General features: G+C 49.0%; 16 protein-coding genes. 12 read left to right on the top strand and 4 right to left on the bottom strand.

Annotated features, from left to right (window positions below):
• The first annotated feature begins 86 nt into the window (after positions 1 to 86).
• The 3 genes from mmgD to prpB are packed head-to-tail and all read left to right on the top strand — an operon-like array spanning position 87 to position 3,579.
• Positions 87 to 1,205, top strand: coding sequence for a citrate synthase (gene mmgD, locus B5066_RS06675; protein WP_079475181.1), 1,119 nt, complete (start codon positions 87 to 89; stop codon positions 1,203 to 1,205).
• A gap of 14 nt (positions 1,206 to 1,219) precedes the next feature.
• Entirely contained in the window at positions 1,220 to 2,647 is a 1,428-nt protein-coding gene (locus tag B5066_RS06670; RefSeq protein WP_079475180.1) for a bifunctional 2-methylcitrate dehydratase/aconitate hydratase, read from the top strand.
• Between the two features lie 14 nt (positions 2,648 to 2,661).
• Positions 2,662 to 3,579 (top strand): methylisocitrate lyase, encoded by a 918-nt coding sequence (gene prpB / locus B5066_RS06665; protein ID WP_079475179.1) that lies wholly within the window; start codon positions 2,662 to 2,664, stop codon positions 3,577 to 3,579.
• Positions 3,580 to 3,604: 25 nt separating this feature from the next.
• Here prpB and B5066_RS06660 read toward each other — a convergent pair whose 3' ends face one another.
• The gene (locus tag B5066_RS06660) at positions 3,605 to 4,429 is read right to left on the bottom strand and encodes a M15 family metallopeptidase (RefSeq protein ID WP_233133493.1); all 825 of its coding nucleotides are present in this window, start codon (positions 4,427 to 4,429) and stop codon (positions 3,605 to 3,607) included.
• Between the two features lie 171 nt (positions 4,430 to 4,600).
• Between B5066_RS06660 and motA the strand changes: the two genes are divergently transcribed.
• Both motA and motB read left to right on the top strand, forming a co-directional pair.
• Positions 4,601 to 5,413, top strand: coding sequence for a flagellar motor stator protein MotA (motA, locus tag B5066_RS06655; protein WP_079475177.1), 813 nt, complete (start codon positions 4,601 to 4,603; stop codon positions 5,411 to 5,413).
• Positions 5,406 to 6,164 (top strand): flagellar motor protein MotB, encoded by a 759-nt coding sequence (gene motB, locus B5066_RS06650; RefSeq protein ID WP_079475176.1) that lies wholly within the window; start codon positions 5,406 to 5,408, stop codon positions 6,162 to 6,164. Before motA ends, motB begins: the two co-directional genes overlap by 8 nt.
• Before the next feature lie 48 nt (positions 6,165 to 6,212).
• Here motB and B5066_RS06645 read toward each other — a convergent pair whose 3' ends face one another.
• A complete protein-coding gene (locus tag B5066_RS06645) occupies positions 6,213 to 7,028 on the bottom strand; it encodes an MBL fold metallo-hydrolase (RefSeq protein WP_158219205.1) in 816 nt (271 codons plus the stop codon).
• A 489-nt stretch (positions 7,029 to 7,517) separates the two neighbouring features.
• On the opposite strand from B5066_RS06645, the gene B5066_RS06640 reads away from it, so the two are divergent.
• From B5066_RS06640 to B5066_RS06610, 7 genes are all read left to right on the top strand, one after another.
• Positions 7,518 to 7,976, top strand: a complete 459-nt coding sequence (locus tag B5066_RS06640; protein WP_079475174.1) for a MarR family winged helix-turn-helix transcriptional regulator — start codon at positions 7,518 to 7,520, stop codon at positions 7,974 to 7,976.
• 135 nt (positions 7,977 to 8,111) lie between these two features.
• Entirely contained in the window at positions 8,112 to 9,344 is a 1,233-nt protein-coding gene (locus tag B5066_RS06635; protein ID WP_079475173.1) for a DNA polymerase IV, read from the top strand.
• Positions 9,345 to 9,431: 87 nt separating this feature from the next.
• On the top strand, positions 9,432 to 10,490 hold the full coding sequence (locus B5066_RS06630) for a zinc-binding metallopeptidase family protein (protein ID WP_079475172.1): 1,059 nt from the start codon (positions 9,432 to 9,434) through the stop codon (positions 10,488 to 10,490).
• A 163-nt stretch (positions 10,491 to 10,653) separates the two neighbouring features.
• Complete coding sequence (locus B5066_RS06625; RefSeq protein WP_079475171.1) at positions 10,654 to 11,016, top strand: hypothetical protein; 363 nt, start codon at positions 10,654 to 10,656, stop codon at positions 11,014 to 11,016.
• Between the two features lie 31 nt (positions 11,017 to 11,047).
• Positions 11,048 to 12,025 carry a Gfo/Idh/MocA family protein gene (locus tag B5066_RS06620; protein WP_233133488.1) on the top strand — a complete coding sequence of 326 codons (978 nt, stop codon included), beginning with the start codon at positions 11,048 to 11,050 and terminating at the stop codon, positions 12,023 to 12,025.
• A gap of 6 nt (positions 12,026 to 12,031) precedes the next feature.
• Entirely contained in the window at positions 12,032 to 12,340 is a 309-nt protein-coding gene (locus tag B5066_RS06615; RefSeq protein WP_143745406.1) for a hypothetical protein, read from the top strand.
• Between the two features lie 105 nt (positions 12,341 to 12,445).
• The gene (locus B5066_RS06610; protein ID WP_079475168.1) at positions 12,446 to 13,717 is read left to right on the top strand and encodes a multidrug effflux MFS transporter; all 1,272 of its coding nucleotides are present in this window, start codon (positions 12,446 to 12,448) and stop codon (positions 13,715 to 13,717) included.
• A gap of 99 nt (positions 13,718 to 13,816) precedes the next feature.
• On the opposite strand, the gene dhaM is transcribed toward B5066_RS06610, so the two are convergent.
• Positions 13,817 to 14,218, bottom strand: coding sequence for a dihydroxyacetone kinase phosphoryl donor subunit DhaM (dhaM, locus tag B5066_RS06605; protein WP_022794265.1), 402 nt, complete (start codon positions 14,216 to 14,218; stop codon positions 13,817 to 13,819).
• Entirely contained in the window at positions 14,218 to 14,838 is a 621-nt protein-coding gene (dhaL, locus tag B5066_RS06600; protein WP_079475167.1) for a dihydroxyacetone kinase subunit DhaL, read from the bottom strand. Before dhaL ends, dhaM begins: the two co-directional genes overlap by 1 nt.
• Positions 14,839 to 14,844 lie beyond the last annotated feature (6 nt).

The raw sequence follows: 14,844 nt of genomic DNA, 5'->3' as shown, positions 1-14,844 counted from the left end.
CAAAAAAATGTATACAATTATACAAAGAAAGAACTTATATTTTTAACCGTTTTTGAAAACGCTTTAAAAATAAAGGAGGCATCAGCATGTCTGCAAAAAAAGAGTACAGTCCTGGCCTTGAAGGAATCATTGCTGCCGAAACATCGATTTCCTACCTTGATGTCGAGCAGGAGCAAATTGTTATACGCGGATACGATCTTATCGAATTAGCGGAAAATCGACACTTTTTAGACGTTGCTTATCTGCTTCTTTACGGCTCCCTTCCGGACGCTGCTGAGAAGGAATCGTTTCATCATCGTCTTTACCAACAACTGGAGCTGCCGGAAGTCCTGACTACTTCCTTTTCGTTGTTTCCTGCTTCGATGAGTGCGATGGATATGCTCCGTACAGGTATCTCTCTGCTTGCCGGTTCGGAAACAAACATGCATGACCTTTCGGCGGAAGCCAACCAGAAGAAAGCAGTCAATCTGCTAGGAGCGATACCGGCTATTATGGCCGGCAGCTACCGTACGCAGCAAAACGAATCACTGGTTTCCCCGGACCCTTCAATGTCCTTTAGCGCTAACATGCTCTATATGCTCACCGGGAAAAAACCTGGCGTTCTGGAAACAGAGGTGTTTGATCAGTCGCTTGTGGCTTATATTGAGCATGAAATGCCAAACTCTACCTTTGCAGCCCGGGTGATTGCCTCCACGCAGGCCGATATGTATGGTGCCTTTACGGGCGCAGTGGCTTCTCTGAAAGGACCGCTGCACGGGGGCGCCAATGAAGCTGTTATGCATCTGCTGCTGGAAGCCGGCACTCCGGACGGAGTTGAGCGGCTCTTCCGGGAAAAGCTGGCCAACAAAGAAAGAATCATGGGTTTTGGCCACCGGGTGTATATGAAAAAGATGGACCCGCGTGCCCAGCTGATGAAAAAATCGCTGCACCGACTCGCGGAAAAGCAGGATCGCATGGACCTGTATGACATGTGCGTGCGCGGGGAAGAGCTGATTGCAGAAGAGAAAGGACTGCATCCGAACCTCGACTACTACGCAGCGCCGGTGTATTATCTGCTCGGTATCCCGATCGATCTGTATACGCCTATCTTTTTTGCATCGCGGGCCGCCGGACTCGGAGCTCATGTAATCGAACAACACAGCAATAACCGGTTATTCCGCCCCCGGGTCGACTACACCGGCCCACGAGGTATTACGTTAACCTAGAGGAGGAAATAAGAATGAATCAAACGATGCAGCAGACAGATGCTTTACTGACCGACATTGCAGACTATGTATATGGCCATGACATTTCAAGCGACGAGGCGTATGAGACCGCCCGCTATGTATTAATGGATACGTTAGGGGCTGGCATTCTCGCTTTACGGTATCCGGAGTGCACCAAGCACCTGGGGCCGATCGTCCCGGGCACAGTCGTTCCAAACGGCGCACGCATGCCTGGCACCCAGTTCGAGCTCGACCCTGTGCACGCTGCTTTCAATATCGGATGCGCGATCCGCTGGCTCGATTATAATGATACCTGGCTTGCCAAAGAATGGGGGCACCCTTCTGATAATCTCGGGGGCATTCTTGCGACCGCTGACTATCTAAGCCGGCAGCGCGTGGCGGAAGGAAGAAAACCTTTAACGATGTACGACGTGTTAACTGCTATGGTCAAAGCCCATGAAATTCAAGGATCCATCGCTTTAAATCACAGTTTTAACCGGGTGGGGCTCGATCACGTGCTTCTTGTAAAAGTGGCTACAACAGCGGTAGTGACCCATATGCTCGGTGGAAGCAGGCAGGAAATGATCAACGCGGTTTCCAACGCCTGGGTGGACAACTCGAGTCTCCGTACCTACCGTCACTACCCAAATGCCGGCTCCCGTAAATCCTGGGCTGCTGGCGACGCTACCAGCCGCGGCGTCCGCCTTGCTTTAATGGCTGTCCGGGGAGAAATGGGCTATGCTACAGCTCTTTCTGCGAAAGGCTGGGGCTTTCAGGACGTGATGATGAATGGGGAAGAGCTTTCTGTGCCGAAAATGGATTCCTATGTGATGGAACACGTCTTATTTAAAGTTTCTTTCCCGGCTGAATTTCACGCCCAAACCGCTGTCGAAGCGGCCATCGAGCTGCACGGAGACGTGAAAGCACGGCTTCAGGATATTGAACGCATCGATATTGTTACTCATGAAGCTGCCATTCGCATTATCGATAAAACAGGCCCGCTGCAAAACCCTGCGGATCGCGATCATTGTCTTCAGTATATGACAGCCATCGGCTTGATCTTCGGCCGGCTTGACGCTGATCACTATGAAGATTCCGCTGCCGCAAACCCTGTCATTGATCAGCTCCGGAACAAGATGATCGTTAAAGAAAATAAACAGTACACCGAGGATTATCTGGACCCATCCAAGCGCTCGATTCCCAACCAGGTGCAGGTCCGCTTTATGGACGGCACAAGCACGGATCCCGTAGAAGTCGAGTACCCGCTAGGCCATCAGCGCCGCCGGGAAGAGGCCAAGCCGCAGATTATCGAAAAATGCCGGCAGAACTTGAATGCTCATTATCCACCGAAGCAGGCATCCCTGCTTCTTGAACAAATGCTTGATCATGCCCAGCTGGCAGAAACTCCTGTTCATCATTTTATGTCAGCCTGGGTTTACTAAAAGGAGGAAATACATTGAGCTGGTTAACCGAAGAACCCGTCTCCCAAAAAGAACTCGCCCGATTATTTCACGACCGCATTCAGCAGAGACCGGCGGTGAAAATCCCAGGCGTCCACGACAGCATGTCTGCGCTCCTCGCCAGAAACACCGGCTTTGATATTTTATATTTATCCGGAGCTGCCTATACAGCGAGCCGGGGGCTTCCGGACCTTGGTATTATTCATTCTCATGAGGTTGCCGAACGGGCCCGGGATATTGTCCGTGCAGCGAAGCTTCCTCTGCTTGTTGATATCGATACCGGCTTTGGCGGCGTGCTTGACGTGGCGCGAACCGCTAGGGAAATGACCGAAGCCGGAGTGGCCGCTGTCCAGATTGAAGATCAGGACCTCCCCAAGAAATGCGGCCATCTAAACGGAAAAAAATTAGTCCCCGCCGAAGAAATGGTGCAGAAAATTAAAGTTATTAAAGAAGTCGCCCCTACGCTCGCCGTTATTGCCCGCACCGACGCCAAGGGCGTAGAAGGTATAGAAGCAGCTATGGAACGGGCGGCACTTTACCGGGAAGCCGGCGCAGACGGCATTTTCCCAGAAGCACTTTCCACAGAGGAGGACTTCCGCCGTGCCGGGAACAGCCTCTCTGGTACACCGCTGCTTGCGAACATGACCGAGTTTGGCCGCACCCCGTATTACCACGCGGATCAGTTTGAATCATGGGGATTTAATATGATCATTTATCCGGTTACCTCAATGCGGGCCGCCGCCAAAGCCGTTGAACGGGTATTTCAGGAAATTCACGATAAAGGTACCCAGAAGGCTATGCTCGAAGATATGCAGACACGCGAAGAGCTGTACCGGACCATTTCTTATTACGATTACGAAGCTCTTGATGAAAAGATCGCAAAAACAGAACTACCGACAATCGATGAAGATTAAAAATAAAGCCCGGGGCGCCCGGGCTTTACTTGTTTTCCCTGTAATACTCTTCCATTACTAAATCATTTTCGTGCAGCTTTTCAGCCAGGTCTTCTCCCACATACCTCACGTGCCACGGTTCATACTGGTAGCCGGTAATCTCCGTTTTGTCCTCTGGGTAGCGAACTACAAAACCGTATTCATGGGCGTTTTCCTCAAGCCACTTTCCTTCTTCTGTGTCCCCAAGTTCCGTCGTTAACGAATAACCGACAGAGGACGCACTCACATCCATCGCCAGGCCGCTCTGATGCTCACTTTCCCCCGCTCTGGCACTATATTTGTTTGCTTCTTCTTCTCCGTCTTCCTCCGCGTTAGCTGCGAATATGCTTGCCTGCCGGTCATACGAACGATAGCCCGACACAGCAGAAAGCTCAATTTCTTCCTCTTCAGCCTCTGCGAACATGCTTTCAAGCTGCGCTGCCGCTTCCTCTCTCATGTATTTTTTCTGAAGATCTCCCTCAAATGGGAAAGCTACATCCGGTATGACTAAGTTTTCTGGTTCATAGTCTGCCGGCAGGTGATACTCCCGGTTGATTAATGCGTCGATAGCCGAAGGATTCTTCAAATCCCCCTCTTCACTCGTCTCCGGCGGAGCCTCTCCTGGCTCTGTCTGACCGTCATTTTTATTTGCATCTGTCGTTTCTTCTGAACCGTTTTCTGGATCTTCCTGACTTTCTTCGGTATTTTCCTCTGAGGAGCCTGAAGAGGACTCCTCATTTCCACCAGCCCCGTTCTCCCCGCTCTCATTATTTGCACAGCCTGCGCTGACCAGCAGCCCCAGCGTTCCAGCAGCGATCATCCATTTTTTCATTGTGCGCCTCCCTCTCCTGCCGTTTAGGACAGCGTTCATGCTTTTAGTATTTATGAAACTGCACGTCTAGTTAATTATTCCTTACTTCCTCACGATTTTTCTTTCCTTCTTTATGTTAGCATCCCGAGTGCCGATATAAACAGTAGAATCAAACATAAAGGATTGATACGTATGGATAAAGCATCAATCATTGGTATTATTATAGCCTTTGCAGCTATTATGAGCGGTATTGCCATTAAAGGGATGGAGCTCGTTTCTTTGCTTAACCCGGCCGCTTTATTAATTATTTTCGGAGGCACGATTGCTACCGTAGTGATTGCTTTCCCTGGTGACGAATTAAAAAACGTGCCGAAGCTTTTCGGCGTTTTATTTAAAAATCAGAGTGAATGGAATGTCGCTCAGCTTGTCCCTATGTTCTCCAGCTGGGCCCAAACAGCTAGAAAAGAAGGTCTTTTGGCCCTCGAAGGCGATGTTCAGGACATCCAGGATCCCTTTCTTCGTAATGGTATGACAATGGCTGTGGACGGCCAGAACTCAGATTTCATCCGTGACATCATGAGTGAAGAGCTTGAAGCAATCGAATCCCGTCATCAAACTGGGGTGTCCATTTTCACCCAGGCAGGAACCTACGCTCCCACACTTGGCGTTCTGGGCGCTGTGGTCGGCCTTATTGCGGCGCTAGCTGATATGTCCGATATCGATAAACTCGGAGAGGCGATCAGTGCTGCCTTCGTCGCCACTCTTCTTGGTATTTTCACCGGCTACGTCCTCTGGCACCCTTTTGCCAATAAACTTAAGCGTAAATCCAAGCATGAAATCCATGTGCGCAGTGTCATGATCGAAGGCGTATTATCGGTTCAGGAAGGACAGCCTCCAAAAACGATTGAACAAAAACTTCTAATGTATGTTCCGGCAAAGGATCGTGAAAAAATTATGGAAGCGGCCCAGGAAACAGAGTGGAAGGAAGGCACCGAAAATGGCTAGGCGGCGGCAGCGGAAAAAAGAAGAGGAGGAGCATGTCAGCGAAGCATGGCTTCTTCCCTACGCAGACCTGCTGACCCTGCTGCTTGCCCTCTTTATTGTTTTGTTTGCCTCAAGCGAAGTAGATGCCAGGAAATTTGACCAAATCTCCGAATCGTTTAACTCTGTTTTCACTGGAGGAAGCGGCATTAATGAATCCGGAAGCTCTGTCGAAGAGCTGAATGCCGAAGATAACGTTGATGAAAGCCCGCCCACCGTTACCGAAGAAGCAGAAGATCAAAACGAACTTGCCGAGCTTCAGGAGAGGGTCGAAGGATTTATTGATGAACGCGGCCTTGAAGGCCAGTTTACGACCCGGCTCTCCGACGACGGCCTGCTTCTTTCCATCAAGGACAATATTTTATTCGAGGTCGGTGAAGCAGAAATACGCGATGAAGCTCTTCAAACGGCCGAGGACATGTCTGAATTGCTTGTACTAAACCCCCCGCGCAATATTATTATCAGCGGTCATACGGACGATACTCCTATTGCAAATGCAGACTTCAATACAAACTGGGAACTCAGCGTGATGAGAGCGGTGCATTTCATGGAAATTGTGCTCGAAAATCCCGACCTAGATCCAAGAGATTTCAGTGCCAAGGGGTTTGGAGAGTTTGAGCCGGTTGCTTCGAATGACACTGCAGAAGGCCGGGCCCAAAACAGGCGTGTAGAGGTATTAATCCTTCCACGTAATCAAACTGAGTCCTCCGAATAAAAAAATTCAAACGAAAACTGGCTGCCCTTGCCCGGAGCAGCCAGTTTTTTATCTTTCCGTTTTTAATTGTTCTTTATTACTTTCATGCACCTGCTTTAACGGAGCTTCAAATTTGTGGCGGTCAATAAATGCAAAAATGGCGCTTTCTACGTACGGGTCTTCCAGCGATGTTTTCGTTTTTTCAATATACCATTCTGAATCCCGGAGTCGTTTTTCTATTTCTTCGGGCTTCGAAGCCACCAGCCCGTGCCCCGGCACTACAGTACTGTACTTTCCGTCATTCCAAAGTTCATCCAGCTTCTTTAACGTAAATTGATAGGATTCGCTGTGATATTCAATAATCGGGATCTCTACATTGCTTAAATAGTCTCCGGCAATACAGAGACCAAGAGGCTCTATGACCGCCGCCAGCCCATCCACAGTGTGGCCGGGTGCCAGATAGAAAGTAATTTTGGTTTCTCCTTCCTCAAGCACCTGCTCATCGGAGTCAACGATAATATCCGGGTCCGGGTAAGAGGTATCGTAATTGCGGTGAATGTAGTACGTTTCGTCAAACTCTTTCATTTCCTGCACAATGTTTTCTTTATCCGATCTGGCGTTAAATCCACGGGAAGCAATAATAGTCGCTTCGGGGAACGCTCCGGCTCCAATAACATGATCGAAATCTGAATGGGTCAGCAGCAGATATACAGGCTGATTACTTCTCCGCTCCTCCACAAACTCCCTTATCTCTTCAATTTCAGCTGGAAGCCACGTAGGATCTGTGATTAATATCAAATCATCTGTCACTACGACAGTCGTGTTTGTTTGATAAAGCTCGCTTTGAAATACACTCCATTGTTCACGGTCTAGTCTTTTTGCCAAGCTGATCACCTTCTTCTTAGTCTTCATTTATTGTTTCTTTCCCGAAAATGGATGGTTTCATTCACGAATTAAAGTATTATTTTATTGAATTACTATATAAATACATATAAATCACGGCATTCGTTTTTAATAAGCATATTGTTCGCATTCATCCCCTCCTTCTCTTATCGTGAAACTATATATCACTGCAAAAGGAGGAAATGTTGTTGCTAAAGCAATGGATAAGAAGCCTCTCTTTCTCAAAACGCTGCTACTACTGCAGATCGAAGACCTCCTATATGCGTCCATACTTCACAAAGCAGGGTGAAAAAGTATTTGTCTGTGAAAAATGCCTTGAATACGCTGAAAGAAGGGCTATGCAGCGGGCCGATTAGAAAAGAACGCATAATATTTATGTTTTATATACACTCGTTTTGCGCTTATCTCTTTTTTCGCTCCTAATCTATATTACAATAGAGAAAAAGACCGATTGGAATTGGAGGGGCTCCGATGAATAAACATGACAAGGAAATGCTAGAACTAATTGAGACCGGCGTGGTAACGTTAATGCGCCGGGCAGATTTTAAAAGAACACTCGACAGCCAGGCAAACAGCCTGGACCGTTCTGCCTATTTGATTCTTCAAGTACTGCACCAGCAGAGCCCCCGTTCTGCTCGCGAACTCGCTGATCACTTTCTCCTTGATATCTCTACACTCAGCCGCCAGATCCACTCCCTGGAGAAAAAGGGCCTCGTTTCCCGCCGTCCCGATCATCACGATAAGCGGGTCAACCAGATTTTTATTACAGGGGAAGGGATCGAGGCGATTAATACACTGAAGCAGGAACGGATCCATATGTATGCTAACCTATTGGCCGACTGGGAGAAGGAAGATCGCGATCAATTCGCCCAGCTGCTCGAGCGTTTCAATAACACCCTCGTACAGAAAAGGGGCCTCCCCTCGTCATAATCAAGAAGCCGGAGCTAAACGGGGCTCCGGTTTTTTTCACCTTAAACAGAACATTTGTTCGTTTAAAATATATATTTTGAGGTATAATTTAGGGAAAAGAAGAAATAGCTTTATCAACCAAAGGAGGGAAGGGCTGTGGAGCGGATTATTTTTCTAATCGATATGCAGTCGTTTTACGCCAGTGTTGAAAAGTTGTACTATTCCCATCTGCAGCATAAACCAACAGCTGTAGCCGGCGACCCGTCGATCCGGAGCGGCGTTATTTTGGCTGCCTGCCCTGTCGCCAAACGCGAAGGTGTAAAAACGGCCGAAACACTCAGCCAGGCCCAGCAAAAATGTCCTGCGCTCGTTGTTATCCCTCCACGCATGGAGCTGTATTTAAAAATTTCGGTACAAATTGCAGCGGCGCTTGAAGCGTACACAGATAAGATAGAACCTTACAGTGTAGATGAGCTTTTTGCAGATATGACGCATACATACAGGCATACGGCCTCTACCCCGGAGCAGGCGGCTCTTTTTATCAACCGCCACCTGCTTCGGGCGTTCGGCGTCTACCCCCGCATTGGCATCGGACCGACCAAGGTTCTGGCCAAAATGGCCTGTGATCATTTTGCCAAAAAATCCGAAGAAGGAATTTTCACCCTGAGCCAGGATCAGCTGGCTTCAACGCTTTGGCCGCTCCCTGTGAATCATCTGTTTGGTGTTGGCCGGCGAATGGAAAAACACCTGCGCCAAATGGGCATTCGAAAGGCTGGCCACCTCGCTGCCTATCCAGTGGAAGAACTGCGGCACCGTTTCGGACTGAACGGTGAACTGCTCTGGCAGACAGCTCACGGCATTGACCCTTCCCCAGTCAGTCCCGGAACTCATACGCACCGAAAGGCTGTCGGCCACCATATGACGCTTCCACGTGACTACTCCAGCTGGGATGATATCCGGGTGGTGCTGCGCGAGCTGAGCGAAGAAGTTGGGCGCCGGGCACGGGTTGAAGGCTTCAGCGGTTGGACAGTCACTGTCGGAGCCGAAGGCCGTGATAACGAAAGACCTTTTCATTTCCATCGGCAGGCCGCCCAGGCGGCACCGATTAATGACGGTAAAGCCCTCTATAAAGCTGCTGCTTCCCTCTTTCTTAAGCATTGGAACTTTTATCCGGTCCGCGGCCTGAGCCTCAGCCTCCAGCAGCTCGAAAGTGATCAATCTGTGCAGTTGGATTTGTTTTCTGAAAAAGAGTATCGTGAGGACTTAAACAGAACAATCGATACTCTTAAGGAACGGTACGGACCGGCGGCCGTGCTCCAGGCCTCCTCCCTTCTTCCGGGCGGCCAGGCCCTGACCCGGGCGGAAAAAATCGGGGGTCACTACAAGTAAACGCCGGCAGTTTTAGGTGCATGAGTTGACGGCAAAGACAAAAAACGGGATGCTGTAATAAATTGTACTTCCAAGGAGGAAACGCCCATGAAGGAATCATCTGAACAATTTTTATATGGCCTGCTACAAACCCCCTCTCCATCCGGGAATGAAATGGCCATCCAGCGTAAGTGGCTTCAGTACGTCTCTCCGTATGCGGATGAAGTTCACACAGATACAATCGGCAATGCCTGGGGTGTCATTAACCCCGAAGCCTCATTTCATGTCCTTTTAGCCGGCCACTGCGATGAAATCGGTTTTCTCGTAAAGTCTATCGACAGCAGCGGCTTCGTACGGGTAGAAAAGCTCGGGGGTATCAGCCAGGCCCCAGCTCTTGGAATGAAAGTAACTTTCCAGGGCAGAAAAGGGCCTATCACAGGTGTCACAGGCGTTAATGCGGAACACAAAGGCGGCAGCAAAAAAGACTTTGCTTTTTCTGATTTATACATAGATTTCGGAGCTGAAAGCAAAGCGGAAATGGAAGAATATCTTTCTGTCGGCGATGCAGGAGTTTACGAGCGCACTCCCGAAAAGCTGTTGAATAATCGCTTCAGTGGTCGTGGACTCGACAACCGCACAGGTGCTTTCATTACTGCAGAAGTCCTGCGGCGGCTACAGGACAGGCGTCCGGCGGTAGGTGTATACGGCGTCAGCACGGTCAACGAAGAAACAAACATGGGAGGCGCTCATTTTGCCGGAGCCGCTCTGCGGCCTGATTTAGCAATTGCCCTGGACGTTACATTTGCATATGATTACCCCGGGTCCAATCCAAATCAGGAGACAGAAGTAACTCTCGGCGGGGGTCCAGTACTTGCCAAGGGAGCTCCGATCCATCCGACGGCTAATGAAGGACTCGAGCAGGCCGCAAAAAAAGCCGGCCTCTCCGTGCAGTACGAGCTCACGCCAAGAGTGACCGGCACTGATGCTGACCGGCTGCGTCTGGCTGGCGCCGGCATTCCAAGCGTCAACGTGTCCCTTCCTCTTCGGTACATGCATGCCCCAGTGGAGACAGCGAGCATGGATGATATTGAAAATGTTATCGGACTATTAGTCGAATACATCTGCTCACTCAAGGAAAATGAAGACCTGCGGCCAGTCCGGCCGTAATTACTCATTTGTATATCTTTTCGTCCCAAACTCTCTTCTTTTTCGGGAAGAGGGTTTTTTATCACCTTTCCTTTTTTGATTCAAGGCTGTTCATTTGATGCTAAAACCGCTACGATACAATTATGAGTACTTGTATCTAAACTAATCAAAGGAGCTGCAGCTAATGGAAGAACGCTTAGCGGAATTCGGACAAATCATCGATCAAATTATTTCCCGGGTGCCCGGTACCTTCAGTGAAAATATCGCTGTATTTGTTTTGGCTATTTTATTGTATTTTTTACTGCGCCCCATTTTCTTCTTATGGAAACCGGCGGCTTCCCGGCTGCTAAAAATGCTGTGGTACGTGGCCCTCGGTTTTGTCCTGCTGCAGGAAGCCGGCTCCATTTACTTCATTCTTGGCTTTGCTGCTGCTGTAGAAGCATATGATCAGTTTTTTCTATTTTTTGAGGAACGAAAACGGAGGGCTTCTATCTCTAAGGCAGAAACAAAAACACGATCGAGCCGGAAAAGGAAAGGAAATTCATAGACACAGCTGATACTTAAGGAGGTTTTACATAATGAATTTTGCCACTGTGGGAACGAACTGGATTACCGAAGCTTTCATTCAGGCTGGCAGAACGCTTGAGGATTTTCAGCTGCAGGCTGTGTATTCCCGGAATCTCGAACGGGCTCAAGCTCTGGCGGACCAATATGACGCGCCTTCGGCTTATAATGATTTAGAACAGCTTTGCCGGGATACAAATGTGGAGGCGCTGTATATTGCAAGCCCTACCAGATATCATTTTTCCATCGCCATGGCCGGCATACAGCACGGAAAGCACATCATCTGTGAAAAGCCAATGTGCTCTAATGCTGAAGAAGCAAAGCGGCTGCTCGCTGCCGCTTCCGAATACGGCGTTACGATTATGGAAGCGATTAAAAATATGTATTTCCCGGCTTGGACTGCTGTGACCGATCACCTTGACGAAATCGGCAAGCTCCGCCGGGCATCGATTTCCTACTGCCAGTATTCGAGCCGGTACGACGCTTACCGCGAGGGAACTGTACTCAATGCTTTTAAACCGGAGCTTTCCAATGGGGCCTCAATGGATATTGGCATCTACTGCCTCCACCCGGCTCTTGAGCTTCTCGGCATGCCGCATACCGTACAGGCACATGGTTACCTGCTTGAAACCGGTGCTGATGGCCAGGCAGCTGCTCTTCTTGGATATCCGGAAGCCCAGGCAGTCATCAGCTATTCTAAAATCTCTTCTTCGACTCAGCCAGTCGAGCTGCAGGGAGAAGACGGCACGATCACCATCGATCACATCAATCATATGCACCGGGTGACCCTCACAAAAAAAGATGAAACGACTATCCTTTGGGAAAACAGCCAGGAGGATTCCATGGTCCATGAAATACAAGCCTTCATTCGCCTTTGTGCCGGTGAAGATGTGCCTCATATTTCGATCGAACGCTCCATCCAGGTGCTTCAAGTCCTTGATGAAATACGTGCTCAGACCGGCGTCCACTTCCCGGCAGATACCGAGGAGTAGCAGCAGGTGATGAACCTATTCTTTTTTTCCTTAGTAAATGAAGGATTAAGTGCTGTATTTTCCGTAGCTTTGACGCAGGAATATGTGTTTTTCCTTTTCAGCTTCATCTTTTTTATTCTGTTGCGGCCTTTGTGCTTTTTATGGATGCCTTCGCTCGAGCACCTGCTTCGCTGCGCATGGTATGGAATTATCGCTGTCGCCTTTTTTCAGGAATGGGCCGGCACGCTTATTATCCTGTTTTTCGCGCTTAGTGCAGAGTGCTGGCATCTGTTGTTTGCGGCTCTCGAAACAAAAACTAAGAAAAGTCCGGCTTAAAACAGCGGACTTTTCTTTTTATATGGCTTATGTTAGAATCCTTTCTTGTGCTTAAAAAACAACGTGTCCCGTGATTCATATTTCAACAAGGGAGTAGATTTTATCATGAGTTCCACACAGGCGGTATCGTCTAAAAAACGGATCGGCCTGGCTATTCTGCTAGGTTCGCTGGCTGCGTTCGGCGCACTGACTATCGACATGTATTTACCCAGTTTTCCTTCTATTGCCCAGGACCTTGATACGAGCGCTTCGCTGGTACAGCTCAGTTTAACAGCCTGCCTGCTCGGTCTCGCCTTTGGCCAATTAATCGTAGGGCCTATGAGTGATGTGAATGGAAGAAAAAAACCGTTATCTATTTTCCTGTTTATTTATATAGCCGCCTCTATTTTATGTATATTCGCTCCAACCATTTGGATTTTGATTGCTTGCCGTTTTCTGCAGGGATTTTCCGCTTCGGCCGGTATTGTTATTTCCCGGGCAATTGTCCGGGACATGTATTCCGGAAAAGAACTAACGAAGTTCTTTTCGCTGTTGATGCTTGTAAATGGACTTGCTCCGATACTTGCCCCAGTGCTTGGCGGAGCCATCCTTAATTTCACCACGTGGAACGGCGTATTTGCTGTTCTGAGCGCGATAGGCGTCACTATTTTCATTATTGTTTTATCCCTGCTCCCGGAGACCCTTCGGGAGACGAACCGTTCAGACAGCGACATAAAAGAAACGGTAAAGACTTTCGGCAGCTTGCTAAAAGACCGTTCGTTTATGGGCTACGCTCTTGCCCAAGGATTAAAGATGGCCGGCATTTTTGCTTATGTGTCCGGCACCCCATTTGTGTATCAGGGCATTTACGGAGCTTCACCGCAAGTTTTCGGCTTTTTATTCGCGCTTAACGGCATTGGTATTATTATCGGCTCCCAGACAACCGGACGGCTTGCCGGCATTGTGCCCGAACGAAAAATACTCACGTTTGGCCTCGGGCTGACCATCGTTTCAAGTTCCGTCCTGTTAATAATGACCATAATTCAAGCACCGCTTGCCTCTATTGTGATCCCGATGTTTTTCGTTGTTTCAAGCCTTGGACTTGTAAACACTGCCTCGTTTTCCCTTGCGATGGAAGAACAAGGGCACCGGGCCGGCAGCGCCTCTGCGCTGATCGGTCTGCTCCCATTTCTATTCGGGGCAGCTTCGGCTCCGCTGGTCGGCATTGCCGGAGAGCATACAGCGGTACCGATGGGCATTGTGATTTTTGCAGCAGATGCTGCGGCCGTGCTCAGCTATGTGTTGCTGGCGAGAGCGTCAAAAACATCTTCTGTCCAAAAAGAGGAAGCCTCCCGGAAAGCTTATTATAAAAACGCAAAACCGAAAACGAGCTCGTAACCTGAAAAGCTGGGAGCATATGATTTTACAGCTTTTTGTAAGGCACTCTATTCCAGCCAAAAAACCCTGAAACCGTCGCAAGGTTTCAGGGTTTTCTCATTAATCCTCGATTTTTTTCCATTCCTTTGCCGATTCTGCTGCCTTTTTCACTTCCTCGAGTGTTTTTCCCATTCCTGCCTCAACTGCAGCAATATAGGCTCCTTCTACAAGCGGGGCATCAGCGATAGTAATACGGCCTTCAAGCTCGGGAAGCATTTCAAGAGCCATTTCTGCATTCATTAACGCACTGCCAATATCAAACAGAAGCAGCACACCTTCCTCAGTCGTAACCGACTCTACGGCCCCGGTAATCCGGTCAACGCTCGTGCCGATTTCTCCCTCTTCAGTGCCACCGGCTGCGGCGATCGCAACGTCCTCCTGTTTCGTCTGGGATACGAGATCCACGATTCCATCGGCGAGTTCTTTGCTGTGGGAAATAACAATGATGCTGACTTTCGCCATTAAGAGGCCCCCTCCTTATAAACTTCTGCCAGAGCTTCGAAAACGAGCTGCGATGAAAAGGCGCCCGGGTCCATATGGCCTTTCGAGCGCTCGCCTAAATAGGAAGCCCTTCCTTTTTTTGCGACCCGGTCAATAGTAGCTTCTGCTTCTTTCGCAGCTGTTTTGTTTGCCTGTTCTGTATCCACTCCGCGCTCTTTCATTTCATCCCGGACAGGAATCCATACATCGAGCATTGTCTTGTCTCCAAAAGAAGCTTTGCCTCTCGTTTCAATACCACCGACGGCAGCCTCGATGCCTTCGGTAAAGGCTTCGCTGTCGAGTACATCTCTTCCCTTCCATGCATTGGCGGCTTTAAGAAAAGCTGTTCCGTATAAAGGCCCTGAAGCCCCGCCCACTTTCGAAATAAGTGTTGAAGCTATATCTTTATACATCGTGCCGATGTCGTCATAGGAAGAATCGTTTACTTTATTTGCTGCCTCCTGAAACCCCCGGGCCATATTGTGTCCGTGATCGCCGTCTCCGATGGCCTGGTCGAGCTCGGAAAGCTTATCCTTATGCTCCTGCATTTTTTCGTTGATTCGTAGTGCCCATTGCTTCATTACTGCTGCGCTTAGTTCCATGAAAAC

It is taken from the genome of Marinococcus halophilus (assembly GCF_900166605.1).
GTDB lineage: Bacteria > Bacillota > Bacilli > Bacillales > Marinococcaceae > Marinococcus > Marinococcus halophilus.
The sequence above is the reverse complement of the archived record's forward strand: the minus strand, read 5'-3'. Positions and strand labels throughout refer to the sequence as shown.